Source organism: Ruegeria sp. BH6 (assembly GCF_056538105.1).
Genome location: NZ_JBQFSR010000009.1, coordinates 46,084 through 71,459, shown reverse-complemented (window position 1 = coordinate 71,459; position 25,376 = coordinate 46,084). Strand labels below are relative to the sequence as shown.

The following is a 25,376-nucleotide window of genomic DNA, read 5'->3' as shown; positions in this document are numbered from 1 at the left end:
TTAAAAATATCAACTTTTAATGTTGGGCAGGAAATGAAAACGCCCGGGCAATACCCCGGGCGTGTTTAACCTTCGTTTGGCAATGCTTTAGATAGTGACCCAGTCGCCTCCGGACTGGTGAGAGCGTACAGAGGCAGCAATAAATCGGACGCCGTCTGCGCCTTGATCGACACTGGGATAAGTAAGCCAATCGGCTGGAACTGTGACACCGTCCCGGCGCGCGGCCACTGCCATGGCAAATTCAGTATACAGGTTGGCCCATGCTTCGATAATCCCTTCGGGGAAGCCGCGCGCCGTACGGATCAGGCGTTCAGCGCCGGGGCCAATGCCATGCCCGTGACCTCGGCTGATGGTACGATCCGGCTCACCGAACCGATTGAACTTCAGCTGTTCCGAGTTCTCCAGGTCCCACTCGAAACCTCCTTCGCTCCCAAAGACCCGCAACCGCAATCCACCCCGATTTCCAGGGGCAAGGCGCGTCGCCATCAGGGTTCCCGGAACCTCGTTTTGATAGCGGGTGAACATGAATACCGTGTCTTCCAAAGGCTTTGGCGCGCCGCAGACATGGAACTCGGCCCGCAGATCAGTCAAAGGCAGGCCCGAGACAAAACTGGCCAGATGCGCGGCATGGGTGCCGATATCGCCGACACAACTGGTCGGACCTGAAATCTTGGGGTCCAGCCGCCATTTGACATGGGGCGCATCTGCCACATCTTCGGGCGTCATCCAATCTTGCATAAACTCAACATGGATTTGGTTGATTTTGCCGATGCCTCCTTCGGCGACAATTTGTTTGGCCTGCCGGATCACTGGGAAACACGACATCGCATAGCCGACGGCAAAGACCTGCCCCGTGCGAGCGGTGATCTCCTCAAGCCCCTCGGCCTCGGCGACTTCGTTGGTCAGGGGTTTGTCGCACAGCACGTCAATGCCCGCCTCCAGAAACGCTTTGGCCGCGCCGAAATGAACGTGGTTTGGGGTCGTGATCATGACGGCATCTACGCCATCCGGGCGCGCCGCCTCGGCCTGTGCCATCGCCTCGAACGACGCATAGCACCGGTCGGCCGGCAAGAACCATTCAGCCCCACGCGCCTTGCTGCGAGCGGCATCTGAACTGAGCGCCCCTGCGACGACCTCCCACCGGTCGGTCATCCGCGCAGCCGTTGCTTGCGTGACAGAGATCCGTCCTCCGCCAACAACGCCCAGCCGCAAACGGCGAAACAGCTGGGGAAAAGGACCGTCAAAATTCAGGTTTTCGGGTAAAAGTCTCTCAGCCATTCTGAACCTCCATTTCCGGGGCCCGTACGCCTTCTGGCAGCATTTCCACCGCCATGAAGATGCTGGGCGTAATCGTCTCGTACTGATGCCAGGGATAGTTGCCTTCAGCGTCATACATCGGCTTGTGCGTCGTGCCGGGGGCCATGAATTCTTCGAGGTAAAGGGTTTCAACGTCCCGTTCGCGGCATTGCTGCATTTTGCCAAAGCCTACGATTTGCGTATGCACTTCGCGAAACCCCGGTACCGGGCAGAACGGATGATCCTTGTGCAATCCGACATTCAGCGGCACCGAGCCCGAGTGGTACATGGTCAGTCCAACGTTACCCACGAAGACCTTCGGCGACATGTAGTGGCTGACACCACGCAGACGCTCCTCTTGGCGGATATCGAAAGCAGATGGCCATGTATCTTTCACCCATGCAAACAACTCGTTGTCATCGGCATGGGCGTCGAAACCGTGGACAATGACTGCACGTTCCACGCCGTTGAGCGTGCTGTCTTGCACGATAACGGACGAAAGCGGTGCAACGGCCTGATCCTCGATCGAGAGATCCAGTCGCCCAAGGTTAAGAACAATTGCACGACCCTCGATAGACATACTATCTTCACCGGTGATGTGCTGGACGCAAAAGAATGGCTGGGCAAAGTCGAGTGTCTCAATCGGCATGCGCCAACTCCTTCCTCTCATTCATTAGGAAATCGACCGGTAGAGGCTCGGGTGACTCGCAACGGCTTTCTATCGTCTGATAGGCGCCAAATTTCGGCGCCCGTTCGATCGCGTCCATGACCTCGAAAACGTGGTAGGCAAGCGCTCCACTTGCACGGGGTTGGCGTCCTTCTTGTGCCGCCAGGGCCAGATCCAAAAGGCCGAGCCCGCGGCTGTCTTCATTGAACCCATGTTTGTTTTCGACAACCTGCCAGTCTTCGCGACCGGCTGGACGGGGCTGATAAGACCAGCGCGAGGTGTCTCGCGTCTTCAACCAGACATCCCCCTGAAAGACATTGGCACCATGAACCGGGTCAGGGTCAGGGATGCTGATGGTTCCGTTTTCACCATAGATTTCGAACCGTGGGGTTTCGCTGTCCCAAATGTCGAAGCTCATGGTCATCGACCCTATAGCTCCGGATGAGAACTGCATCAGGCTCAGGGAGTGCGTGTCGACCTCGACATCCATCCATTCGCCGTTGCGCGGGCCGTTTTCGATCATACGCTGCTCAAAGGTCCGCCGTGCCATTCCAGCGACCCCATCAATTGGTCCAAGACAGCAGATCATCGCGGTCAGGTAGTATGGGCCAAGGTCCAGCAAGGGCCCGCCACCGGCCTGGTAGTAGAAATCCGGGTTGGGATGGTGGCGCTCCGTCCCGTGGGTCCCGACATGGGCAAAAACCCCTGTCGGTTTGCCAATAGCACCCTCGTCGATCAAGCGCCGAACGGTCTGCCAGCGACCGCCCAGAAACGTGTCGGGTGCGCAGCCGACCAGTAACCCCTTTTCAGAGGCCATGTGCAGGATCGCCTTACCATCCGTTCGATTCATAACCAGTGGCTTCTCGGAATAGACGTGTTTGCCCGCCTCTAACGCGCGTAAACTGATTTCCGCATGCGCCGCCGGAATTGTCAGATTCAGAACGCAGTCGATCGTCGGATCGTCAAACACTTCATCTGGCGTGCAGGCCTTGGCGACACCGTATTGATCCGCTTTGGCGCGACTTTCCAAAGGATCAAGGCTTGCACAAGCTACGACCTCGACGCTCGAATATTTGGATAGTGTTTTTAGATAGATATCGCTGATACGACCACAGCCGATAAGGCCGACCCGGAAGGATTTCGATGTCTCACGTGTCATCATTCCTGTCTTCGTAGAGGGGTAAGTAATTCGGGGGCATCGGTCCTTTGTTCCGACCGCCCTGCCCCATCTGCTCCCAAGCGTGGGCGAGTATTCCGACCGAGCGGGACAGGCAGAACAGCCCTCGCGACAAGGGCGCAGGAAAGCCAAGCTCACAGAAGATCACAGCTGTCGCGCCATCAATATTCATGGCAATCAGTCGACCTCCGCGTTGACGGGCAAGTTCGGCCTGAACCTCTTCGCCAATGTCGGCAAACCGGCCTGAAACTGTGCCTTCCTTTGCCGCATTTCGAACTAGTTGCATCAGCCGAGGTGCGCGCGGGTCGACGGGTTTGTGGAACCTGTGACCAAAGCCCGAGACAATCTTGCCGTAGGTCTCGCGCCAGCTGTCCAGACCATCTCTCACAGCGTCGGTCAACGATGCTTCGCCATCCATGCGAGCCGCGATATCATAGTACAGCCCTGCACACTGCTCTCCTGCCCCACCATGCACGTCGCCCAGCATGTTCACCGCAGTCGCCATCGCATTATTGAGACCCACCCCGCAGGTGGCAGCCATACGCGCAGCCGCGATCGAGGGAGCCTGTGGTCCGTGATCCACGCCTGCGATCAAAGCAGCCTCGAACAGGCGCGCTTGCGCATCGCTGGGCAAACCGCCCCGTACCATCAGCCAGATCATTTGCGGGAAAGATACGTTCCCGATCAGGTCCTCTATGGCATTGCCACGAAAAGCGATCTTTCCGGGTTTCATGTCGACGATGGATGTGCGCCACCATTGGCGAACGGCGCGCTCATCCATTGTCATGTTTTCATCCAGCACGGTCATTGAGTTTGCACCTCTTTCACGGTCTGGATTTTGCTTTGCGCGGCGAGGCGAATTGGTGCGTTACGCGCGCCATAACCGGCATAGCCCAGGCGGCGTTCAACAATTTCGAAGAAGAAGCCATTAAAGATGGGGCGGCTGTATATTTGAAAATACTCGGCACCTGCTGCCCGATCGTAGAGAATGTTGCCTCGGCGCAGTTGGGCGATCAAATCGTCATCCAATCCGAAAGTCGCTTGCAGATCAGCGTAGTAGTTTTCTGGGATGGACAGGCTGGGAAAGCCGGAGTTGAGCAATTGGTCTGAAGTTTCAAATATATCGTCAGACTGGAAGGCGATGTGCTGAACACCAGCCCCAAAGCCATCTTCAAGGAACGAAGCCGCCAGAGTTCGGCGACCAACTGCCCCGTTCAGGTTCAGGCGCACTTCGCCTTCGGGGCTTTCGATGGCCTGGCTTTGCACGACGCCGGACGGGTCGGCCACATTCACGATAGGCGACTTCTCCATCTCAAAAGTCGAGATGTAATACAGTAGCCAGCTTTGCATTTCATCGTGGCTCATCGTCTGTGCCAGATGGTCGATACGGCGCAAACCGGCGGGCTGGGTCGCTTTGGTTTTCGCTACCGGCTCAAATTCGATATCCCAAACCCGATGCAGATCGGATTTCTCATCAATGAAATGGACGACATTGCCGCCGACACCACGGATGGCCGGAATATCCAGCTCTCCTGTTCCCACCGGCTGCAAGAAATTCGGAGCGCCCAACGCGGTCGCACGCTGGACCGTCTGATCCGCATCTTTGACACGCAACCCCATGTCACAAACCGAGGGGCCGTGGCCTAGGAACGCCGATTGGGCAAAACCGTCCTTTTCGGTATTCACTACGATGTTGATAGCCCCCTGCCGCCACAGCTCGACGGACTTGCTGACGTGCTTTCGCTCCATTCGAAAACACATTGCTGACAGCATGTCTGCCAATTGGGTCCCACTCGTTTCGTCGGCTGTAAACTCAACGAATTCCAAGCCTGAGGCGTAAACGCGTTCAGGCAATTTCGGGATACCAAAGTTCGTTCCGGGCTCGGTCCGCGACACCTCGTCCAAGAGGTTCACCAGCGACCTATAGCTGTCTCGGGCCAATGTTCGGCCACCGGGTTGAGGAGCTGCTTCGTTGACGCGCGCAATAGACCAAGGCCCCTTGTACCCGGCGCGGGACAACACCCGCACGAAACCTGCAAGGTTCAGCGATCCGAGCCCTGGCAGAAGCCCAAAGTGCCGTTTGAGCCGACGTATATCCATCTCAAGCCGGGGTGCATCGGACAGTTGCACATGGAACAGCCGCTCTCCGGGAATGTCCCGAAGGCGGGCGGGTTTGGACCCGTCGGCAAGCGAGAAGAATGAGTTCAAGGCCAACCCCAAATGAGGGCTGTCGATGGCTTCAACGACGCCTAACGCCTGCTCATCCGAGTGAACAAGATCCGACCATGGCAAGCCCATATAGGCCAGACGCAACCCCATCTCTTTCGCGATCTTGGCCGCCTCGCCAAGGTCCGCGATTACCTGTTCTTCGGTTGCAGCGGCATCGACCTCGTAAGCAGACCCGATTAGCAGTAATTCTGTTCCCAACTCGCTCATCAGGTCGAGTTTGCGCTTTAGCCGATCAAAAGCGCGCTGCCGACCGCTGCCGGATTGACCTTCGAGGTTATGGAAGGGTTGTAGCAGGCAAATCTTCAGGCCGAGGTCTGATGCAATATTCCGGATTTGCGATGGCGGCCCATCAAAAGCGGTCAAATCCGGTTCGTGTAGTTCGACACCCCCGAATCCCGCGTCAGCGATAGCACTCAGCTTTTCAGCCAGATCACCGGGGATCGACGTTGTCGAAACCGAAAGGCACATTATCCCTGATATCCAAACATACGCGGCAACCACAGAACCAGATCAGGCATCAGCATCATGATCATCAGGGCGAAGATGAGCACAGCCAGAAAGGCCCAGATTTCCGAGATGATTTCACGCAGCGGAATGTCCGTCACGGCGTTGATCACAAAGAGTAGAATGCCATAGGGCGGCGTGATCAGACCGATCATCGAGTTCACGACGACCAGCACTCCGAAATGCACCAGATCAATCCCAAGCGCTTCGCAGGTGGGAATGAACAAGGGCACAATCACCAGAATGATCGTCGTTGCGTCCAATACGCACCCTAGTGCGAGGATTAGCAGGTTGACGAGGATCAGGAACACAATCGGGCTGACATCCGAACCCTCCAGCAAGGCCGAGATTGACTGTGGAATCTGTTCCTGAATGACGATGAAGTTCAGAATGAACGCGCCACCAATGACCACTCCGACGGCGGCGGAAGAGCGCGCGCTGTCGACGAACACTTGATAAAGACCACGGAAGGTCAGTGCGCGGTAGAACAGCGCTGCCAGTAGCAGGGCGTAGAATGCAGCAACTGCGGCGGCCTCTGTCGGAGTAGTGACGCCGCCATATATGCCGTACAGCAGAATTGCGGGCATCAGCAGTGCCGGGAACGCGTTGGCGGTTTTAGCCGGCAACTCGCGCAACGGAACAGGTTCTTCCAATGCAAAGTTCCGCTTTCCAGCCAGATAGTAGTTCATCGCCATAAGAACGACACCCATGATCAGGCCCGGCAGAATGCCAGCAAGGAACAGCGACCCGATAGAGGCCTTTGAGACCAGCGCATACAGAACCATCGGGATCGAAGGCGGAATAATCGGGCCGATCGTCGCCGAAGCCGCCGTGATTGCGGCTGCATAACCTCGGCTGTAGCGGCCATCCTTGGTCATCATTTCAATGATTATCTTGCCGATCCCTGCAGCATCCGCGACAGCCGAACCGGACATGCCGGAGAAAATCAACGACGCCACAACGTTGACATGCCCGAGGCCGCCCTTGAAACGCCCGACCGCCGCGACGCAAAAATTAAGCAGGCGATCGGTGATCGACCCAGCATTCATGATATTCGCGGCGACGATGAACAAAGGCACGGCAAGCAGGATCGTGCTTTTGTAGAAACCCTGCAGGATTTTTTCACCCGCCAGTGCAACGTCCAGACCGGCGACACCCAGATACATAAGTGACGCCAGCAGGATGGAATACCCGATAGGAGTCCCGATGCCTGCCAGAACAAAGAGTGTGAGCAGGCAGGAAAGAAGTTCAAAACTCATTTGCTTGCGTCCTCGTCGTCTTCCACATCAACACGGGGATGTTCGTCGACCACGTTGTATCCCACGACCATTTCAAGTTCGGTTTTTGGTGGGCCGTTGCGCATAATGTCAAAAAACAGCCATGCATACCGCGCCGCTACGACCAGCATGAACACGGCATAGATCGAGAAAACGGTGCGCAGCGGTATCTTCTCACCCGAAAAGGGATTGCGTACCGTCGCGGTCTTGCGGATTTTCATCCAGTCGATGTAGTCCCAAGTCGGTAGGAAACTATAGAGCATCCCGACCACGATTGCCGCGGCCGCCAGCATCGCAAATACCTGGCGCACCCGCATCGGTACCGAAAGGTAGATGATGTCGAACTTTACGTGATCCCGCTCGCGCACGATGAAAGCGCAGCTGAAAAAGATCACCCAGACCCAGAGGATGCCGATCAGTTCTAGCGTCCATCCGGCAGGGGTGAAGAAATAGCGCAATAGAATTTGCAGAAGGAAGATCAGGAAGATTGCCGCCAGCATCCCGCCGGCAATCGCTTCGGTCAATCGGGAGAACCCCTTTATGAAGCCTTTCATTGTGGTTCTCCCTCCCTTGTGTAGATGAACTTAGTTGCCCAGAGCGTTGATCTGCTCCAGAACGCCATCCGGCCATGATCCGGCGAACTCGCTTTCCAGATACATGGTCTGTACCTGATCGCGGAACGCCGCGAGGTCGGGTTCATAGACCTCCATGCCCTGCTCTTTCAGGAAGCTGACAAGGTCCTCTTCTTTCTGAAGCTGCTTCTGGCGCCCCGATTCAGCCGCTGCGTCTGCAGCCTCCTGAACCTTTGCTTGCTGTTCCGGTGTCAGCCCGTCCCAAACCTCTTTGCCGATGGCGATATAATTCAGGTCGACCAGATGCGATGTCAGGACGATCTGATTGGTCACTTCGTAGAACTTGGCATCAACCACAGTCGGCAATGGGTTGTCCTGACCGTCAACGGCACCGGTCGACAGCGCGGTATAAACCTCGGAGAAGGCCATTGGTGTCGGTGCGGCACCCAGCGCTTTGCCAAGGAACTGCCACGCATCGGTGCCCGGCATCCGCAGGTTCACGCCGTCCAGATCGGCCGGAGTTGTGACCGTCAACTCATCCTTGGGCTGACGCAGGTTCACCTGACGACGGCCCAGATACATGACCGACAGCAGTTTGACGCCCAGTTCTTCTTCGGCCTTTTGCTTGAAGGCATCCATCAAGGGATCGTTGAAGACAGCCACCTGATGCGCGGCGTCCTGGTGGACATAGCCTGCGGTAAAGATCGAAAACTCGGGGAAGAACTGTGCCAGCTCCTGCGCCGAGGTGATCGACATCTCCAGATTGCCGCGACTGATAGCGTCCAGCTCAGTGCCTTGCGCGAAGATCGTGCCGTTATAGCTGGGCTCATAACTTGCGAAATCGGCGACCATGGGCGCGAAAACCTCGGCCATGGCAACCGAACGCTGGTCGGTCTCCGATCCTGATGTTGCGAGGCGAAGTTGCACTTTGTCTTCCGCCAGCGCACCACTTGTTGCGCTAAACAGAACACCGGTTGCAACCAGGGCTGACACAGCAGCCCGGCGGGTAAGTTTGGTAATCACTTTGCTCCTCCCTGAGACATCATGATGCATTTTTCCGATTCTGAGTTTTGACCTATTTTGGACTTTTTGCAAGATTTTTTGCAAAATATCAGATATTTTTCATTACCTGCAATTTCTGTTGTTGCATTTCCTGAAGGTTTCTTATCTTGACAGTCTCGCCAGTTCTGCAGGAATTCTGAATGGCTTCAATGACTTGAAGTGTTCTGAAGCCTTCCCATCCGGACACAATCGGATCTGCTTCGTGCCGAGCAACGTCAACAAAGTGCCCGAGTTGATTGACCAGTGGGTCAGAGGAACCCTTCTTCAGCGCGGTTGACGAAATTGGAATCCACCAATCCCTTTCCTCACCCTGGTAGGTCCATAGTCTTAGATCGGGGACAGACAACGACCCATGAGAGCCACCGATCATGTAGCTACTCTCAGTGGTCGACGGATAGATTGGATATTCCTGAGACGTCATCTCCCAGCTCCACGGAGCAACAATGCTGTCGGATACGCTAATGGTCCCAATCGCTCCGCTTTCAAACGTCAATAGCGCTCCGGCGACATCTTCGTTGTCATAGCCGCGTTGCGAGGTAGCCGACTGCGCCTGTACGGTCACGACCTCTCCGGCCAGGTACCGCAGAAGATCGACATCATGGACAAGATTGACCGAGATGGGCCCCGCTCCGGGCTTCTTACGCCAGGGTGCGGCGTCAAAATATTCATCGGGCTTGTAAAACCAGCAATTCGCATGGACAGCGCGCACATCTCCAATCTTCCCATCGACAATGGCTTCCTTCGCTGACTTGATCAAAGGATTGTGCCGACGATGATGTCCGACCATCAGTGGCACATTGGCCTTCTCCGCTTCTTGGACAAGCTCCAGTGCAGCGGAGGCTTCCACGGCGATCGGTTTTTCGACGAGTACGGGACAACCATGCCGAACACATGTGAGCCCTTGTTCGACGTGAAGCGTCGTGGGCGTCGCGAGCACAGCTCCGTCCGGCGTCTGATTTGCAAACATATCCTCGAGGGTCTCGTAACACGCAACGCCATGCTCCGCAGCGTAGGTGCGCCCTTCGTCACTGGGATCAACAACCGCAACAAGATCGACATGACGCAACGCGCGGATCGCGTCTGCGTGGCGGCGTCCAACAAGGCCAATGCCGACAATGGCAATGCGAAAGTTCATTGACACTTTGCTTCCTTCCAGAGGGTTCGGAAACTCCGAAACCAATGTTTATGACTGAGCTGCTTTGCCCAACTTGAACTCGACCGTATTGGGGTTTTTGCGATTCCACAATAATGTATGATATTTTTATTTCTACCATACATCACATTGGATTGCTGATAACTCTATAAAGTGGTATTTGAAGGAGGAATCTAAAAATATCGGGTGAAACGCATGGCGAAACAGCCGTCTACGATAGGTGCAAGCACCTATCAGCGCATCAAGCGGGATATCATCTTCGGAGAGTTGCAACCCGGCTCCAAACTGAAGCTGGACGCATTGAAAGAGCGCTACTCAGCAAGCCTTTCGACACTTCGTGAAACCCTGAACAGGCTTGCCAGCGACGGGTTTGTCGAAGCCCCGGAACAACGGGGGTTCCTGGTTACACCTGTTTCCCGCGAGGACCTGACCGAGATATCAGAGTTGCGTGTCCTGCTGGAATGCCACGCGTTGGAGTTGTCCATTGCGAATGGCGACACGGACTGGGAAGGCAACCTCGTTGCCGCGCACCACAAATTGCACCTGATGGAACAGCAGCTTCTCAAGGGCGACGAGTCCGAGAAAGAAACCTGGAAACGATATGATTGGGAGTTTCATCAAGCGATGATCGCGGCCTGCAACTCCAAGAACCTTCTGTCTCTGCACTCGATCATCTACGACAAGTATCTGCGGTATCAGATGCTCGTGCTGACCTATCGCGGCGAAGAGGCCGTCAAGGAGCATAAGGGCATGTTCGATGCCGCATTGGCCAGAGACGCGGGCACCGCTAAGAAGCTGTTGGTAGATCACATCCGAAACGGTCTTTCACATACGCTGGAGGCTATGTAGCTCGCTGTTGTTGCCGCCTATCTCCATCACCTGAATCAGCGGCACGGGACCTGAAAGGCAAGTATAATTACTGTGCTTACCAAACGAATTCCGTAAGTTTATGATTCAACATCCGAACCCGCTTCATCAGGCAGCCGTTTAAACAAGGATGAGAACGCCAAGCTTCCGCAACCAAGGGTTGTTTTCACCACCATAACAAACCGCGAACATCCTTAAAGCGGTTTTATGTGAAGCGATCTCTGGTTGAGTGATGGCCGTTCAGTGGAACGAGTACTAAAGGCTGATTCGCGGACAAAGTGTAAATTGGCTGCAACTGCGCCAATATCCACCCTCAGAAGTAACATGAAAACGGTTGTTTCTGTCGAAGACAAAGAAAAAATGACCAAGCAAGATACGCAGTGACACGAAACTAGGTTGCGTGCCGCACCGCCCTTGTCGAATAGCATTGCCTCGCACCCTTCCGCGTTCGCCACGTGGCAGATCAGAAGGAACAGGCGCCTTCGGCGTCTGATCTGCAAATCAGCTCTGATTTTCCGAAAGGGAAGTCAGATCAAATTCAACTGATGTCCAACTTTGGGGGCGCCTTCTGATGTCGAACATTCACTGCTTTTCTGGTCCAACTATGACGGTTGGGTCAGGTTCGTGTGACGTTCAACAGCTGCACCTGTTTTGGGGCAGCGGGATTTGGACAAGCCAAACGCCCCTGGCCATCAGGGGTAAGGCGCTGCCTTCCCCCTCGGGCAACCCTATTAGACAACACCGTGTCCTCGGCTACGCCTGCGGGCCGCACCACTATTGTCGAATAGCATTGCCTCGCCCCCATCCGCGTTCGCCACGTGGCAGATCAGCAGGAACAGGCGCCTTCGGCGTCTGATCTGCAAATCAGCCCTGAATTTCCCAATGGAGAAGTCAGGATCATTGAAACCGGTCTAGGTGCTGGATGAAGGATGTGAGGCGAAAATGGAAAGGTTCTGTCGCTGGTGGCAGAACTATGTGTCGCCTGACACAGGAAACCAATGGCGGACCGAGGAGGATTCGAACCCCCGACCCCTTGATTCGTAGTCAAGTACTCTATCCAGCTGAGCTATCGGTCCGCGTTGGTGAGGCGGTATGTAGACCCACGTCAGAGGACGTGCAAGCCGATTCTTCAAAAAACTTTTAAAAAGTCACGTCGCCCTGCGGCAGCCTGATTTCAAAGGTGGTTCCCTCCGGTCCGGTCTGGGTTAGAACCAAGTCGCCACCATGTCCACGCACCAATTCTTGCGAGATGGCAAGCCCAAGGCCCGAGCCTCCTTTGCGCACCCCGCCTTGAAACGGAGTGAACAGGTTTTCGCGCGCTCGCGGCGGCAAACCAGGGCCGTTATCCCTGATCTCTACGCACCAGTCATTGTCGTGTACGCAGCCGGCAATCGTTATTCGGCCCGGTTTTCCGGACGCCACCAACGCCTGACGCGCGTTGCGCACCAGGTTCATCATCACGCGGAAAATCTGTTCGGGATCTGCGCGCGCCACGAGGTCTTTCGGAACCTCGTTCACAATCTCGACACAGGCATCAGCAATGGCGAGCTTTTCACTTGCCACAACATCCTCGGCCACGTCGCGCAAAGGCACCATTGTCAAGGTCGGTGCCGGCTCTTCCGCCCGACCAAACGCCAGCGTGTTTTCACACAGGGACACAGCCCGCGTGATCGAGTTGACCAGCTTCGGCGCCATGCGCCGCACCAGCGGATCATCGCTGGCCTCGATCCGATCAGTGAACAGCTGCGCCGACGTCAGGATGTTGCGCAGGTCATGACTGACCTTGGCCACAGCACCACCCAGCTGCGCCAGTCGTTCGCGCTGTTTCAAAGCTTGCGTCAGTTCGGTCTGTAACTGCTGCAGCGCCTCTTCAGCTTCGCGCAACTCGGTCACTTTGGAATTGGGCGAGATGATCCCGCGGGCATCTTCAGGGGCGCTTGCATAGCGCTGCATGTACCCCACGACGCCCTTGATCGGCTTCACCAGAACAACGCGCACGGCAAGGAACAGGAAAAAAGCGGTGATAATTGAAATGACAAAGGACAGGCCCAGAATACGCAGACCATAATCGGTCATCGCCATTCTCAGCGGCTTGCTGTCTGTCGTGACCTCGATCAGAAGACCTGCATCTTTGACCGGCTCACCAATCACGCGAATGACTTCGTTTTCAGGTGTGAACAGGCGCGACATGGCGTCCCGGATTAAAATCCACGGCCCGGCATCGCGCAGATCATAGGTATTGGCGATCTTTTCGGGAATGGGCGAGGACAGCATCAGCTGTCGAATTTCATCGCGCCGCAGCACCACATTATACACGCCTGCATTGACCAGCAATTCGGCCTCAAGATCCTCGGCCAGCATGTCATCGGCCAACAAGGCCAGCGAAGCGATCTGCGCACGCTCTAACCGGTTCAACAGGAAGTCTTCGCGAAACCGGGCAATCGAGGGGACAAAAATCAAAATCTCGGCCAACATTACGAAGACCGTCGTCAGGATCAGAAATCGGCCCGACAGCGAGTTCACTATACGCTCCTTTTCCGGTTAGGGTATCCAGCGTTGGACGAACCCGACCACTCGTTTAACCATTTGATTCTCAAACAGCCTTGGCGTGAAATAGGCACCTGCCACGCGTTTGTTAAGCTCTCCGATCGTCGGATAGGGCGAAATCATCGCAGCGATCTGCCCCATCTTCAGATTATTGGCGAGCGCCAGCGACCACAAGTTGATCAATTCGCCCGCCTGATGACCCACGATTGTGGCGCCCACGGGACGGCCTTTTACGACCATGACCTTAATGAAGCCTTTCGTCTTGCGTTCGGTTATGGCGCGGTCGTTATGGTGATAGTCAAAGCGCGCGATCTCGACCCTGTCGCCATGCTGGTCGCGGGCTTGCGCCTCGGTCAGGCCGACCTGCGCCAGCTCCGGGTCCGTATAGGTGGCCCAGGGGATATGTGTCGATTTTGCCTTGGATGGCAGGCCAAACAAGGCCGAGCGGATGATGATCCCGGCATGATACCCGGCCACATGGGTGAATTGCAGCCCGCCCGCCACGTCGCCGATGGCATAGACCTTGCGGTTCGTGGTGCGCAGCGAGGCGTCCACCTTAATCCCGGTACGGGTTGGTTCGATCCCGGCGGCTTCCAGATTAAGGCGGTCGGTATTGGCTTTGCGCCCGGCGGCGATCAGCAGATGCGAGCCAGTGTAGATATCGCCATTCTCGGTCACGACATCGACCAGCCCGTTATTGTCCCTGATTTGGGCAACCATCGCCTGTTCATGCAGGGCTACACCTTCGGCGCGCAAAGTGTCCAACACAACAGCCGCCGCGTCAGGGTCATCCTTGCCCAGCGCCTGCATGCCTTCGATCACGGTCACCTCGCAACCAAGACGGATATGGGCCTGTGCCATCTCAAGCCCGATAGGGCCACCACCAATGATCAGCAGATGCTCGGGTTTTTCGCGCAGCTCGAATATGGTTTCGTTGGTGTAATATGGCACCTGATCCAAACCCGGGATCGGCGGCACCAAAGGCGACGAGCCGGTGGCAATCACCACCCGTCGCGCAGTGATCAAGTGATCGCCCGCCTGCACCTGCGTGGGGGAAACAAAGCTGCCGAATTCGCGTATCACTTTGACTCCGAAGCCTTCAAAGCGTTCCTGGCTGTCCATCGGTTCGATCTGGGATATCACGTCACGGACGTGATCCTTGGCAGCCGCATAATCCACTTGCGGCATCACGTCTGCCACACCCATGGCAGCGGCATGGGCCTGCCCATAAGCTGTCTTGCCGCTGGCGATCAGCGCCTTGGAAGGTACACAGCCAAAATTCAGGCAGTCACCACCCATCTTGTGACCTTCCAGCAAGATGACGTCGGCCCCCATCTGACTAGCCCCGGCAGCAACGGACAAACCACCCGACCCGGCCCCGATCACCAGGATATCCGTCTTCAGTTCTTGCATGAGTTCAGGTGTCCTTTTTGCCGCGTAGGGCTTTGATAACTATCGGCAACGCGGCCAGCACGCACAAGCCCAGGATGGGGCCGATAACGAAGGGTTCCCACAGCAACGAGACATCCGGCGTCTCACCGCGGTCGAACACGCCACCCAAACCGACACCGATCCAAGTGTACACGATGCCGCCCGGAATGATGCCCAGCGCCGTGGTGATCAGAAAATTGCGGAATTTCACTCCCACCAGCGCTGGCACCAGATTGGCGACGAAAAACGGCACAACTGGCACAAGACGCAGCAGGAACAGCACCGAGATTTCGTTCTCGCGCAGGCCGTCCTTGAGCTTTTTCACGGTGCCTTCCGAAGCCTCCAGCCGTGCGGTCAGGGATTCACCCAGCCCCCAACGCGCGGCCAGAAAGATCGCCGATGCACCGATGGTAGCTGCAAAGACGTTAAAAACGGTTCCGGCAAAAAGGCCGAACAGAAACCCTCCGGTCATGGACGCCACAGCCGCGCCGGGCAGCGAAAAGGCGACGATGACGATGTAGATCGCCACAAAAGCACCCGCCATGGACCAATAATTCGCATCCCGCCACGCCAAAAGGGCTTCGCGGTTGTCACGCAACGTCTCGAACGTCAGATAATCGCCCAACGTAAAGAACCCCACCGCAGCCACGGCGAGAATCGCCAGCAAAGGTACGTGTCGCGCAAGCCCTCTGCGCGGGGTTTGGGTGGTTTCGCTCATCAAGTTGTCCGGTTTGGTGCGTTTCATTCTGCCCCCAACATGCGCCGCGCGGGACCCATGCAACAGGGACCTCACGCGGCGTTGATGCAAATGACGGGTAATGTGAGGGTTTGAGGCCATAAAACCGCTATTTTGAAACCTTTTGCGTGACGCCGTACCAGAATTGTTGCAAAAGGCGTCAAAACCCCCACCTAGGGGTTTGACTTACCCACCGCTACCCAGTAGAGGACGGGCTTCGAACACTAGGGCCAGGCGAATCCGCGCCGCACCCCACCGCATAGATTGGAGACGGAGCGATGAAACGCACCTATCAGCCTTCGAACCTGGTTCGCAAACGCCGCCACGGTTTCCGCGCGCGCATGGCCACCAAGGCCGGCCGCAAGATCCTGAACGCACGTCGCGCACGCGGCCGCAAATCGCTGAGCGCATAAACCGCTCACCGATCAGGTTATGAACATGACGCCGCCGGAGGCCCCTGAGGATGGTAAGAACCAGCCGAGGGTCAAGCCCCCGGCGGCGTCCGTTTGCGTGCCTGAGACATTGACTGTTCTCAAGAAACGATCCGATTTCCTGAAAGCCGCCCGCGCGCGCAGGCAGGGCACCTCGTCCATGATGGTGCAGGCGCGCAAACGTGCTGCGGATGAAGCTACGGGGATTCGCGTCGGGTTCACCTGTTCCAAGAAGGTTGGGAATGCGGTGGCGCGCAACCGCGCCAAGCGGCGCCTGCGCGAAGCTGCCCGCGCGGTTCTGCCTGCACAGGGTCAGAATGGTTGGGACTACGTGCTGATCGGCCGCGCCGAGGTCACTGCCGCGCGCCCGTATGAAGCTTTGCTGGATGATCTGCGCTATGCCCTGCGCAAAATTCACAGCGCGCGGAAATGACTCTGCTGTCTCATATCCTTGCCCTGCCCATTCGGGCTTATCGGCTGGTGTTCAGCCCCTGGGTTGGTTTCAATTGCCGCTATCAACCCACTTGTTCGGCCTATGCGCTGGAAGCATTGGAAAAGCACGGCGCCATCAAAGGCGCGTGGTTGACCGCCCGGCGGATCGGGCGCTGCCATCCTTGGGGTGGTGACGGGTATGACCCGGTTCCAGAGCAGAAACCAAAAGACTAGAGCAGACGTGTATCAAAGAATAGCGGTCTCAACTCGGCCTTAAAGCAAGGTTGCCCTGCGTCGTGTGTGTACGGGTCGGGATTTCCTCGCGGTCCAACTTGCCAGAAATGGTGTGGAACACGTCTTCAAGAAATACCGGGTCATCAAAATAAAACGTGTGTCCGGAATTGATACCGCCGTCAAAACCGCCTTGTTTAAAGCGCGCCGCGCAATACACGTTGGCGGCCTTGCTATGCAGCGGCCTGTTCATACCATTCCGCCCAACCCTTGGTGCAACCCCGATCCGTTTGACCGCAGATATCGACAGTACGTCATCCATTGTATTGTAGTAATTCGTCAGTCGTACGCAGTGACGATAAAGCGATGAAGACTTGGAGCTCTCCGGATCAAGCGATTTGACAGACAGATCTCCAGCCACCAACATGACCTGGCTGACTGACCAGCTTTTGCTGGCAATTCGGGCTCGGTCATCGGCATCATCAAATGCCTCGCGCACCACATAGCTGCCCATCGAATGTGCAAGTATGTGCAAGTCGATCCGACACTCTGGTCGCTGCATCTCCGAAAACATCGCGACGCCGTCCCTCACCAGCCGGAAGGCCGATTGCTTAGCATCCATCCGGTCCTCCAGGTAATTCAAGGCCGAATCCGCACTGGGCCAGTCAAAGCTGACAACAACGCCTTTGAAGCCGTGTTCTTTTAGACCTGCTTTGATTTTGCGATGCCGCAAAAGAACTTCCGCCTGAGAGTTATTGAACCCATGCACGTAGAACACGATGTCACCCTCGGTATAAGGGTTCGTCGTACCGCCCTGAGCGGCCAATATGACCTTGTCGCGCCATTCTCGCTTTGTGATCTTGTGCGACAGCATCATATCATCCGCGCTTTCCGGAATTTCCAGAAAATGGCTGGCTGCAGGCTCGTTAGAAAAGCCGTTTCCGCTTTTGCCGCGGGCAACAAAGGCATAGTCCATAATAATCTCCTCGATAAATGCCGCCCTTTTATCACAGGTCAACAATGCCCCAAAATCTACAATCCGGCTTATCACGCTTGCTCGCTTGCCATATCGACTGTAACCACGGCGCATGTTTGACGAAACTGACGATATCCACCCGCTCTTTGCTGGCGCGCCCTCGACCACCGAGTTCAAGAAGCTGCGCAAACGCATCGTACGCCAGACCCGTGAAGCCATTGAGCATTACGGAATGGTGGACCCGTCCGCCCATGACAAGGACGGCAAACCGCCCCGTTGGCTGGTCTGCCTGTCGGGCGGCAAGGACAGCTATACCCTGCTTGCGGTTCTCTATGAACTAAAGTGGCGCGGGTTGCTGCCGGTCGATCTGTTGGCCTGTAATCTGGATCAGGGTCAGCCTGGTTTTCCCGCCACGGTCCTGCCCGAGTTTCTGGAACGCATGGGCGTGCCTCACCGCATTGAATATCAAGACACCTATTCCATCGTTGTAAATAAGGTTCCGCAGGGCCGTACGTTTTGCGCCCTGTGTTCACGCCTGCGCCGGGGCAACCTGTACCGGATCGCCCGCGAAGAAGGTTGCTCAGCCGTGGTTCTGGGCCATCATCGGGACGACATTCTGGAAACGTTCTTCATGAACCTCTTCCACGGCGGGCGTCTGGCCACGATGCCACCGAAACTGGTGAACGAAGAAGGCGATCTGTTCGTGTTCCGCCCACTGGCACACGTGGCCGAGACCGATTGCGAGAAATTCGCCACCTCGATGAACTATCCGATCATCCCCTGCGATTTATGCGGCAGCCAGGACGGCTTGCAGCGTCAGCAGGTGAAACAGATTCTGGATCAGTGGGAAAGAAACAGTCCCGGTCGACGCCAAGTGATGTTTCGGGCACTGACCAATGCGCGACCGTCGCATCTGTTGGACTCAAAACTGTTCGATTTCGCCAACCTTGCGCTAAACACTGGCAAAAAAGACGAAAATTCGGACGAGATTCCTCAGCTGCGTTAACGTCTGACTCAGATTGGTTTTCTACGGTTGCCCAATACGTGCTTTGCCAAACGTAGAGGCCCAGAAATCCGATGTGGAAACATATCAAATTCGAACGCGTTCTTGATGCTCTTGCTTCTGTTCTGAGTGGCCCTGCCGCGCTGGCCTTTGTGCCCGCCATCAGTTTGGCGGCGTTCTGGATTGGCGGGGAACGGGCGTTGGTGGTTGCCGCCCTCGTTTTACCCTTGATATTCGCAGGCGCGGCCACCTTTGACGCCCGCGCCAACAGGCAGCTTCAGCGGCGCAACCCGCCTGGTGGCATGATGGCGGTAGACAGCTTTTACAACGAGCTGGAAGGCATGTTCAAAAAGGCAGTAACCGATGGTGCGGATTCGGCTTGCCTTCTAATCGCCCTGGATGATTATTCCGACTTTCTCGATCTTCACGGCAATTCGGCGGCAAATCATCTGACTAATCAATTTGGCAGCCGCATTCTTTCTGTTATCCGAACACAGGATATCGCGACCCGCCTGGAACCTAACAAAATCGCAATCGGCCTGCATCCATCCCACCAATTGGATCTGGAGGCCTGCATTCAGATGACGGGGCGCATTCAGGCTGTCGTTGAAGAACCCTTTACGCTCAACGGTGCTGGTGTCTACGTTTCCTGTTCAATCGGATTCAGCCTGCTGAGCAGCGGCCCTAAGGATCAGTACGAGGATTGGGTCGCCGCCGCAAAAGCCGCCTTGGGCGAGGCGCAGCGGAACGGGCCGTCGACCATTCGCGCGTTTTCCAGCGAAACACAGCGTCGCTCACGCATTCGCGCCAATCTTCGCAAAGAATTTGAAGACGCGCTCGACAATGGTGAGATACGCCCTTGGTTCCAGCCACAAATCTCAACCGACACAGGTCGCGTTACGGGTTTCGAGGCTCTGGCCCGCTGGGAACACCCGCAAAAGGGTGTACTAAGTCCACAGGTATTCTTGCCGTTCGCTGAGCAGGCCGAGTTGATGGAGAAATTCGGTCAGGCGATGCGGCACCATGCTTTCGCCGCGATGCGCGATTGGGATCGCGCATCGGTCGTGGTTCCCCGGATCGGCGTGAATTTCTCATCTGAAGAACTCCGCGATCCAGCGTTGATCGACCGCCTGAAATGGGAGTTGGACCAGAATGATTTGACACCGGACAGGTTGGCGGTGGAAGTTCTGGAAACCGTGTTCTCGCGCCGCCCCGACGATGTGATAACCCGCAACGTGACCAGCATGGCCAAGTTGGGGTGCTGCATCGATCTAGACGATTTCGGCACCGGCCACGCATCTATTGCTTCGATCAAGCGCTTTGATGTTTCGCGGATCAAAATTGACCGCTCTTTCGTCGCCAAGGCAGATCGCGACGCCAGCCAGCAACAACTGGTCAGCGCAATACTGACGATGGCCGAGCGGCTGAATGTCGAAACGCTGGCCGAAGGGGTTGAGACCCAAGGCGAACATGCTTTGATGGCGCAATTGGGGTGCGATCATGTTCAAGGGTTCGGAATTGGCAAGCCAATGCCCTTTGAAAAGACGCTGAATTGGATCGCGGCACATCAGAACAAGGTCAACGGAATGCCGAAGATCAGGCGCAAAACAGGACCGTAATCGCTGATTTACGCCACAGAAACGCGATCCAAAAGGAAATGACGGGCGAATCCGCTTGACCTTTGGGCTTGCACTCTGTTGAACCCACCGGGTGTGTTTCACTGCTTAAGGTGGCTGTCCCCGATGGACGATCAGAACAAGAATCTCATCCTTGCAACCGTGCTCAGCTTTATCGTGATCCTTGTTTGGTTCGTGCTGTTTCCCCCGCCGGAGCAGACACTCACTCCAGACGAGGTTGAGATTGCAACCGCCGAGGGTAATGAGGTTCAGACGCCCAGCGCCGCAGGTACTGTGGGTGAGGCGACGGCGGCCGCAGAAGAAACCCTGCCCGAGGAGCAAGCCCCACGGGTTGAAATCGACACCCCCCGGCTGAAGGGCAGTCTGTCGCTGTCGGGCGGACGGATCGATGAGCTGTTCCTGAAGGACTACAAGGTCTCGATTGAAGAAGGGGCGCCAATTGTCGAATTGCTGTCTCCGGTTGGCTCGGACTCGGCTTACTATGCCCTGTATGGCTGGGCGCCGGGAACCGGTGTGGCAGGCGCGGATGTGCCCGGCCCGAACACGTTGTGGACGGTCGAAAGCGGCGAAACGCTGGACGTCGACGCTCCGGTCACACTGAAATGGGAAAACGACAAAGGTCTGACCTTCCGCCGCATGATCTCGGTGGACGAAAACTATATGTTTACGGTCACCCAGTCGGTCGAAAACAATACCCAGGCCGAGGTTGGCATGGCCCCCTATGGCATCCTGGCCCGCCACGGCATTGGCGAGGATGGCGATCTGCCCGGTCTGAAGAACTTTTTCATCCTGCATGAAGGCGTGATCGGCATGGCCGACGGCACGTTGGCCGAGATTGACTATGGCGATGTCCGCGATTTTGATATCGACCCGAACGAACGCGCGCAAGCCGAGGTCTATCAGGTCAAAGAAGACGGTTGGATCGGATTTACTGATCACTATTGGATGACCACACTGATCCCGGAACCGGGAACACCGTTCAAGGCCGCAGCAAAATACGACGAACGCCGCAAGATATACCAAACCGAAACAGTGCTGCCGACCCTGACGGTCGCCCCCGGCGCTACCGAAGAGGTCACCACACAGCTGTTCGCAGGTGCTAAGGAATGGGAAACCATCCGCGAATATCAGTCGGAAGGCGTACAGAAATTCATCGACAGCATCGACTGGGGCTGGTTCTTTTTCCTGACCAAACCGATCTTCTGGCTGCTGCACAATATCAACGCGTTGATCGGCAATATGGGGTGGTCGATCATCGGCCTGACCCTGATCATCAAGGCGATCCTGTTCCCGTTGGCGTATAAGTCCTACGTCTCGATGGCAAAGATGAAAGAGCTTCAGCCGCAGATGGAAGCCCTGAAAGAGGCAGCAGGCGATGATCGTCAGAAGATGCAGCAAGGCATGATGGAGCTGTACAAGAAGGAAAAGGTGAACCCCGCCGCAGGCTGTCTGCCGATCCTGATGCAAATCCCGATCTTCTTCTCGCTGTACAAAGTGATCTTCGTCACCATTGAACTGCGTCAAGCGCCGTGGTTTGGCCCGTTCCGGGATCTCAGCGCGCCGGACCCGACCTCGATCATGAACCTGTTTGGACTGCTGCCGTTTGCCGGTCCGCAGCCCGACACGATCATGGCGCTGATCTTTATTGGTATCCTGCCGCTGTTGCTGGGTATCTCGATGTGGCTGCAGCAAAAGCTGAACCCGGCGCCAACCGATCCGACGCAGGCGATGATCTTTGCCTGGATGCCGTGGGTCTTCATGTTCATGCTGGGCAGCTTTGCGAGTGGTCTCGTTGTCTACTGGATCGCGAACAACACGATCACGTTCACCCAGCAGTACCTGATCATGCGCAGCCAAGGCTTTAAGCCGGATGTGTTCGGCAACATTAAGTCCAGCTTTAAGCGCACGCCGAAAACGGATGATAAATGACAGCTGAAGTGACCCAGCTTTGGCGGCATCCGATCAAAAGCCATGGTCGCGAAGCCGTCGAAACCGTAAATGTGACCCCCGGGCAGACCATGCCCGGGGATCGCGTTTGGGCGGTTGCACATGAGGCATCCAAAGCGGATGGTTCAAAATGGGTCCCTTGCGCCAACTTCAGTCGCGGCGCAAAAGCACCACAGTTGATGGCGATTTCAACGCAATCAAACGGCGACACACTGACGTTGTCCCACCCGGATCGCCCGGACCTGACCTTTGCCCCAGACAGTGAGCAACAGGCGTTTCTGGATTGGGTCCGGCCCCTAACGCCCGCAAACCGCGCGGCCTCGGCACGGATCATTCGGGTTCCAGGGCGCGGGATGACCGACAGTGATTTCCCGTCGATCAGCCTATGCAACCTGGCATCGCATCGTGCGGTCGGACAAAAGCTGGGCCAAGATTTGTCGGTGCGCCGCTGGCGAGGCAACATCTGGTTCGACGGCCTGCCCTTGTGGGAAGAATTCGACTGGCTGGGTCGTGAGGTTCAGATCGGCGAGGCCGTGCTTCGCGTACGCGAGCGCATCACCCGCTGTTTGGCAACCACAGCCAACCCTGACACAGGTGTACGCGATACCGATACATTGGGCGCACTTGAAACCTGGGGTCACCAGGATTTCGGCGTCTACGCCGAAGTTCTTGAAGGCGGCGCAATCTCGGTTGGCGATAAGGTAGAATTGTTATGAGCCCCCTCCCGTTTCCTTTAGCCGAAAACCCCGATGAATTCGCGTTGGAGCGCGGACGCAAATTGTTTGCGGGCGAGTCTGAATTCGTCAAGGGCGTGGTCGCCATGGATGGCCTACCTGCGCCGGATCGGCTTGAGGTTTGCTTTGCCGGCCGTTCCAATGTGGGCAAATCCAGCCTGATCAACGCGCTGACGGGCACCAAGGGACTGGCGCGCGCGTCGAACACTCCGGGCCGCACGCAAGAAATCAACTTCTTCACTCAAGGCCCCGAACTATATCTGGTCGACTTGCCCGGTTATGGCTACGCCAATGCGCCGGTGAAGGTGGTGGAAAAATGGCAGCGGTTGCTGAAACAGTACCTGAGCGGTCGTCAGACCTTGCGCCGGGCCTTTGTCCTGATCGACGCGCGCCATGGGGTAAAGCCGGTGGATGCCGAGATCATGAAGCTGCTGGACACCAGCGCTGTGACTTTTCAATGCGTTCTGACCAAGGCAGACAAAGTCAAAGCCAAAGAACGCGAAAAGGTGCTGGAACAAGTGCGCGGCGCATTGTCGAAACATCCTGCGGCCTTTCCTGAAATCGTGCTGACCTCGTCCGAAAAAGGCGATGGCATTCCGACCTTGCGCTCGATCATCGCGCATCTGGAATGACTCTGCCGCTTCGTCTCTTTGCCCTGTTGACCACACTGGCGCTGTTGCTGAACGGTGTGATTCCGCAGGGCTGGATGCCCACAATGGGCAATGACGGCAAGGTGTTGCTGGTTCTCTGCACCGGCGAAGGCACGGTCGAGCAATGGGTCGATCTGAACCCGGACGATCCCATACACGACGACACCGACGAGCGCGCGATGTGCCCCTTCGCGGGGCTGACCGCTGATGTCGCCCTGACCACTGTCGGGGACACCATGCCTTTCGAGGCAACGATCCAGCCGCGCTGGGTCCACCACGACTTTACCCATCGCAGCGCCGGGTTCTATGCCCGTTATGACGCGCGGGCGCCTCCCGTCTTCTCCTGATTCACCTCAACATCTGAGAGCCCGCGCATACGCTGCGCGGGGCAATTTTCGAATCCGGAGAACACTATGGCATTTGATAGCCAAACCCTGGGGGACACCCCGGCGCAAAACATTGCTGCGCAAAAGTTCTACTTCGCCGCCTGGCGGTGGCATTTCTATGCGGGGATTTTCGTTATCCCCTTCCTGATCATTCTGGCCATCACCGGGTTGATGATGATGCTCATCACCCAATATGACGGTCGCGATGGCGAAAAAATTGCGGTCGAAGTTCAGGGAACCGCCCTGCCAATATCGCAACAGGCCGAGGTCGCGCTAACCGAACTCCCCGGCACAGTCGTCGAATGGATTGGCCCGAAAGCCGCCGATCTGGCCACCGTGTTTCGTATCAAAACCGAGGCAGGCCAACGCCTTGTTGCCGTCGACCCCTATGCCGGAGAGGTCCTGCAAATCTGGGATCGTCGCGCGGGCTGGTACGATCTGGCGGACAATATTCACTCGACCCTGCTGATCGGGACAACCGGGGATCGCATCATTGAAATCGCTGCCGGTCTGAGCCTGCTGATGGTCTTCACCGGTCTTTACATGTGGTGGCCACGCGGCAACGTCATGGCTGCATTTGTCCCCAACCTGCGTGTGCGAGGCCGTGCTTTGTGGAAATCCCTACATGCCGTGATCGGGTTCTGGATGTCCGGGCTGCTGGTTGTCTTTCTGATCTCGGGCCTCTCCTGGGCCGGTGTCTGGGGTGGAATGATCGTACAACCCTGGAGTAGCTTCCCCGCCGAGAAATGGGACAACGTGCCCCTCTCGGACGATATCCACGCCAGCATGAACCACGGGCACCAAAACGACGTTCCCTGGGCGCTAGAGCAAACGCCGATGCCCGCCTCGGGTTCTGAGGCCGGGATTGATGGCGTACCGCAAGGCGCGCCGGTGGATATCGATGCCTTGGTGGCGTTGGGAGTGGCGCTGGACATGTCAGGACGCTTCCGCGTCGCGTATCCCAACGGCGAGGATGGCGTCTGGACCCTGAACCGCGACAGCATGAGCAGCGACTCGACCGATCCAGTAAACGACCGCACCGTTCATGTGGATCAGTATACCGGCAAGATCTTGGCCGATGTGCGGTATCAGGATTATTCGCTGATGGGGAAGTCCATGGCTGTTGGCATTCCGTTTCACATGGGGCTGATGGGGACGTGGAACTTTATCCTGAACGTCGTGTTCTGCCTGTCGGTCATCTTTGCTTGCGTCTCGGGCGTGGTGATGTGGCTGAAACGGCGGCCACAGAGTGCGGGGCGACTGGCCGCGCCGCCAATGCCTGCGGAAATGCCGCTGTGGAAAGGGGCTGTTGTGATCGGTCTGTTCACCGCGATGGCCTTCCCGCTGGTGGGTCTGACATTGCTGGCGGTGCTGGTCTTTGACTTGCTGCTGATCAGCAATATCCCGGTGATGAAAAAAGCCCTGAGCTGA

At 56.6% G+C, this 25,376-nt stretch carries 24 protein-coding genes and 1 tRNA gene; 11 read left to right on the top strand and 14 right to left on the bottom strand.

Going from position 1 to position 25,376, the window contains the following annotated elements:
• Nucleotides 1–87 precede the first annotated feature (87 nt).
• The 9 genes from ACR0B8_RS17045 to ACR0B8_RS17005 all read right to left on the bottom strand — a co-directional run bounded on the left by ACR0B8_RS17045 (nt 88) and on the right by ACR0B8_RS17005 (nt 9,919).
• Entirely contained in the window at nt 88–1,278 is a 1,191-nt protein-coding gene (locus ACR0B8_RS17045) for a Gfo/Idh/MocA family protein (protein ID WP_226689176.1), read from the bottom strand.
• Nucleotides 1,271–1,945, bottom strand: a complete 675-nt coding sequence (locus ACR0B8_RS17040) for a hypothetical protein (RefSeq protein ID WP_226689177.1) — start codon at nt 1,943–1,945, stop codon at nt 1,271–1,273. The genes ACR0B8_RS17045 and ACR0B8_RS17040 overlap by 8 nt, the downstream gene beginning before the upstream one ends.
• Nucleotides 1,935–3,122: a Gfo/Idh/MocA family protein gene (locus ACR0B8_RS17035; protein WP_480659144.1), complete on the bottom strand. Its 1,188-nt coding sequence runs from the start codon at nt 3,120–3,122 to the stop codon at nt 1,935–1,937. The genes ACR0B8_RS17040 and ACR0B8_RS17035 overlap by 11 nt, the downstream gene beginning before the upstream one ends.
• Nucleotides 3,112–3,948 (bottom strand): citryl-CoA lyase, encoded by an 837-nt coding sequence (locus ACR0B8_RS17030; RefSeq protein WP_480659142.1) that lies wholly within the window; start codon nt 3,946–3,948, stop codon nt 3,112–3,114. Before ACR0B8_RS17030 ends, ACR0B8_RS17035 begins: the two co-directional genes overlap by 11 nt.
• The gene (locus tag ACR0B8_RS17025; protein ID WP_480659140.1) at nt 3,945–5,837 is read right to left on the bottom strand and encodes a bifunctional sugar phosphate isomerase/epimerase/4-hydroxyphenylpyruvate dioxygenase family protein; all 1,893 of its coding nucleotides are present in this window, start codon (nt 5,835–5,837) and stop codon (nt 3,945–3,947) included. Before ACR0B8_RS17025 ends, ACR0B8_RS17030 begins: the two co-directional genes overlap by 4 nt.
• Complete coding sequence (locus tag ACR0B8_RS17020) at nt 5,837–7,132, bottom strand: TRAP transporter large permease (RefSeq protein WP_170362219.1); 1,296 nt, start codon at nt 7,130–7,132, stop codon at nt 5,837–5,839. The genes ACR0B8_RS17025 and ACR0B8_RS17020 overlap by 1 nt, the downstream gene beginning before the upstream one ends.
• The gene (locus ACR0B8_RS17015; RefSeq protein ID WP_170351611.1) at nt 7,129–7,704 is read right to left on the bottom strand and encodes a TRAP transporter small permease; all 576 of its coding nucleotides are present in this window, start codon (nt 7,702–7,704) and stop codon (nt 7,129–7,131) included. Before ACR0B8_RS17015 ends, ACR0B8_RS17020 begins: the two co-directional genes overlap by 4 nt.
• A 30-nt stretch (nt 7,705–7,734) precedes the next feature.
• On the bottom strand, nt 7,735–8,745 hold the full coding sequence (gene dctP / locus ACR0B8_RS17010) for a TRAP transporter substrate-binding protein DctP (protein ID WP_170351613.1): 1,011 nt from the start codon (nt 8,743–8,745) through the stop codon (nt 7,735–7,737).
• Between the two features lie 88 nt (nt 8,746–8,833).
• On the bottom strand, nt 8,834–9,919 hold the full coding sequence (locus ACR0B8_RS17005; protein WP_217356094.1) for a Gfo/Idh/MocA family protein: 1,086 nt from the start codon (nt 9,917–9,919) through the stop codon (nt 8,834–8,836).
• 213 nt (nt 9,920–10,132) lie between these two features.
• Between ACR0B8_RS17005 and ACR0B8_RS17000 the strand changes: the two genes are divergently transcribed.
• A complete protein-coding gene (locus ACR0B8_RS17000) occupies nt 10,133–10,786 on the top strand; it encodes a GntR family transcriptional regulator (RefSeq protein ID WP_170351617.1) in 654 nt (217 codons plus the stop codon).
• Between the two features lie 1,017 nt (nt 10,787–11,803).
• Here the strand turns inward: ACR0B8_RS17000 and ACR0B8_RS16995 are convergent.
• From ACR0B8_RS16995 to ACR0B8_RS16980, 4 genes are all read right to left on the bottom strand, one after another.
• Nucleotides 11,804–11,880, bottom strand: a tRNA-Arg gene (locus ACR0B8_RS16995).
• A gap of 64 nt (nt 11,881–11,944) precedes the next feature.
• Complete coding sequence (locus ACR0B8_RS16990; RefSeq protein WP_480659198.1) at nt 11,945–13,330, bottom strand: sensor histidine kinase; 1,386 nt, start codon at nt 13,328–13,330, stop codon at nt 11,945–11,947.
• A 15-nt stretch (nt 13,331–13,345) separates the two neighbouring features.
• A complete protein-coding gene (locus tag ACR0B8_RS16985; protein WP_170397640.1) occupies nt 13,346–14,764 on the bottom strand; it encodes a dihydrolipoyl dehydrogenase family protein in 1,419 nt (472 codons plus the stop codon).
• 4 nt (nt 14,765–14,768) lie between these two features.
• Nucleotides 14,769–15,500, bottom strand: coding sequence for a TVP38/TMEM64 family protein (locus ACR0B8_RS16980; protein WP_170414729.1), 732 nt, complete (start codon nt 15,498–15,500; stop codon nt 14,769–14,771).
• 296 nt (nt 15,501–15,796) lie between these two features.
• Between ACR0B8_RS16980 and rpmH the strand changes: the two genes are divergently transcribed.
• From rpmH to yidD, 3 genes are read left to right on the top strand one after another with little or no spacing between them, the layout of a single operon-like run.
• Nucleotides 15,797–15,931, top strand: a complete 135-nt coding sequence (gene rpmH / locus ACR0B8_RS16975; RefSeq protein ID WP_005980833.1) for a 50S ribosomal protein L34 — start codon at nt 15,797–15,799, stop codon at nt 15,929–15,931.
• A 25-nt stretch (nt 15,932–15,956) separates the two neighbouring features.
• On the top strand, nt 15,957–16,382 hold the full coding sequence (rnpA, locus tag ACR0B8_RS16970) for a ribonuclease P protein component (protein ID WP_226689183.1): 426 nt from the start codon (nt 15,957–15,959) through the stop codon (nt 16,380–16,382).
• On the top strand, nt 16,379–16,615 hold the full coding sequence (yidD, locus tag ACR0B8_RS16965) for a membrane protein insertion efficiency factor YidD (RefSeq protein WP_170378442.1): 237 nt from the start codon (nt 16,379–16,381) through the stop codon (nt 16,613–16,615). The genes rnpA and yidD overlap by 4 nt, the downstream gene beginning before the upstream one ends.
• A 28-nt stretch (nt 16,616–16,643) precedes the next feature.
• Here yidD and ACR0B8_RS16960 read toward each other — a convergent pair whose 3' ends face one another.
• The gene (locus tag ACR0B8_RS16960; protein WP_480686158.1) at nt 16,644–17,702 is read right to left on the bottom strand and encodes an alpha/beta hydrolase; all 1,059 of its coding nucleotides are present in this window, start codon (nt 17,700–17,702) and stop codon (nt 16,644–16,646) included.
• Between ACR0B8_RS16960 and ttcA the strand changes: the two genes are divergently transcribed.
• From ttcA to ACR0B8_RS16925, 7 genes are all read left to right on the top strand, one after another.
• On the top strand, nt 17,701–18,594 hold the full coding sequence (gene ttcA / locus ACR0B8_RS16955; protein ID WP_480648869.1) for a tRNA 2-thiocytidine(32) synthetase TtcA: 894 nt from the start codon (nt 17,701–17,703) through the stop codon (nt 18,592–18,594). The two genes, ACR0B8_RS16960 and ttcA, sit on opposite strands and share 2 nt — an antisense overlap.
• A 71-nt stretch (nt 18,595–18,665) precedes the next feature.
• The gene (locus ACR0B8_RS16950) at nt 18,666–20,210 is read left to right on the top strand and encodes a putative bifunctional diguanylate cyclase/phosphodiesterase (RefSeq protein WP_226689185.1); all 1,545 of its coding nucleotides are present in this window, start codon (nt 18,666–18,668) and stop codon (nt 20,208–20,210) included.
• A 123-nt stretch (nt 20,211–20,333) separates the two neighbouring features.
• Complete coding sequence (yidC, locus tag ACR0B8_RS16945) at nt 20,334–22,157, top strand: membrane protein insertase YidC (protein WP_170351650.1); 1,824 nt, start codon at nt 20,334–20,336, stop codon at nt 22,155–22,157.
• Nucleotides 22,154–22,891, top strand: coding sequence for an MOSC domain-containing protein (locus ACR0B8_RS16940; RefSeq protein WP_170362240.1), 738 nt, complete (start codon nt 22,154–22,156; stop codon nt 22,889–22,891). Before yidC ends, ACR0B8_RS16940 begins: the two co-directional genes overlap by 4 nt.
• Nucleotides 22,888–23,541: a ribosome biogenesis GTP-binding protein YihA/YsxC gene (gene yihA, locus ACR0B8_RS16935; protein WP_170351652.1), complete on the top strand. Its 654-nt coding sequence runs from the start codon at nt 22,888–22,890 to the stop codon at nt 23,539–23,541. Before ACR0B8_RS16940 ends, yihA begins: the two co-directional genes overlap by 4 nt.
• Nucleotides 23,538–23,906 (top strand): DUF2946 domain-containing protein, encoded by a 369-nt coding sequence (locus ACR0B8_RS16930; RefSeq protein WP_226689186.1) that lies wholly within the window; start codon nt 23,538–23,540, stop codon nt 23,904–23,906. The genes yihA and ACR0B8_RS16930 overlap by 4 nt, the downstream gene beginning before the upstream one ends.
• A 66-nt stretch (nt 23,907–23,972) precedes the next feature.
• Complete coding sequence (locus ACR0B8_RS16925) at nt 23,973–25,376, top strand: PepSY-associated TM helix domain-containing protein (protein WP_170362242.1); 1,404 nt, start codon at nt 23,973–23,975, stop codon at nt 25,374–25,376.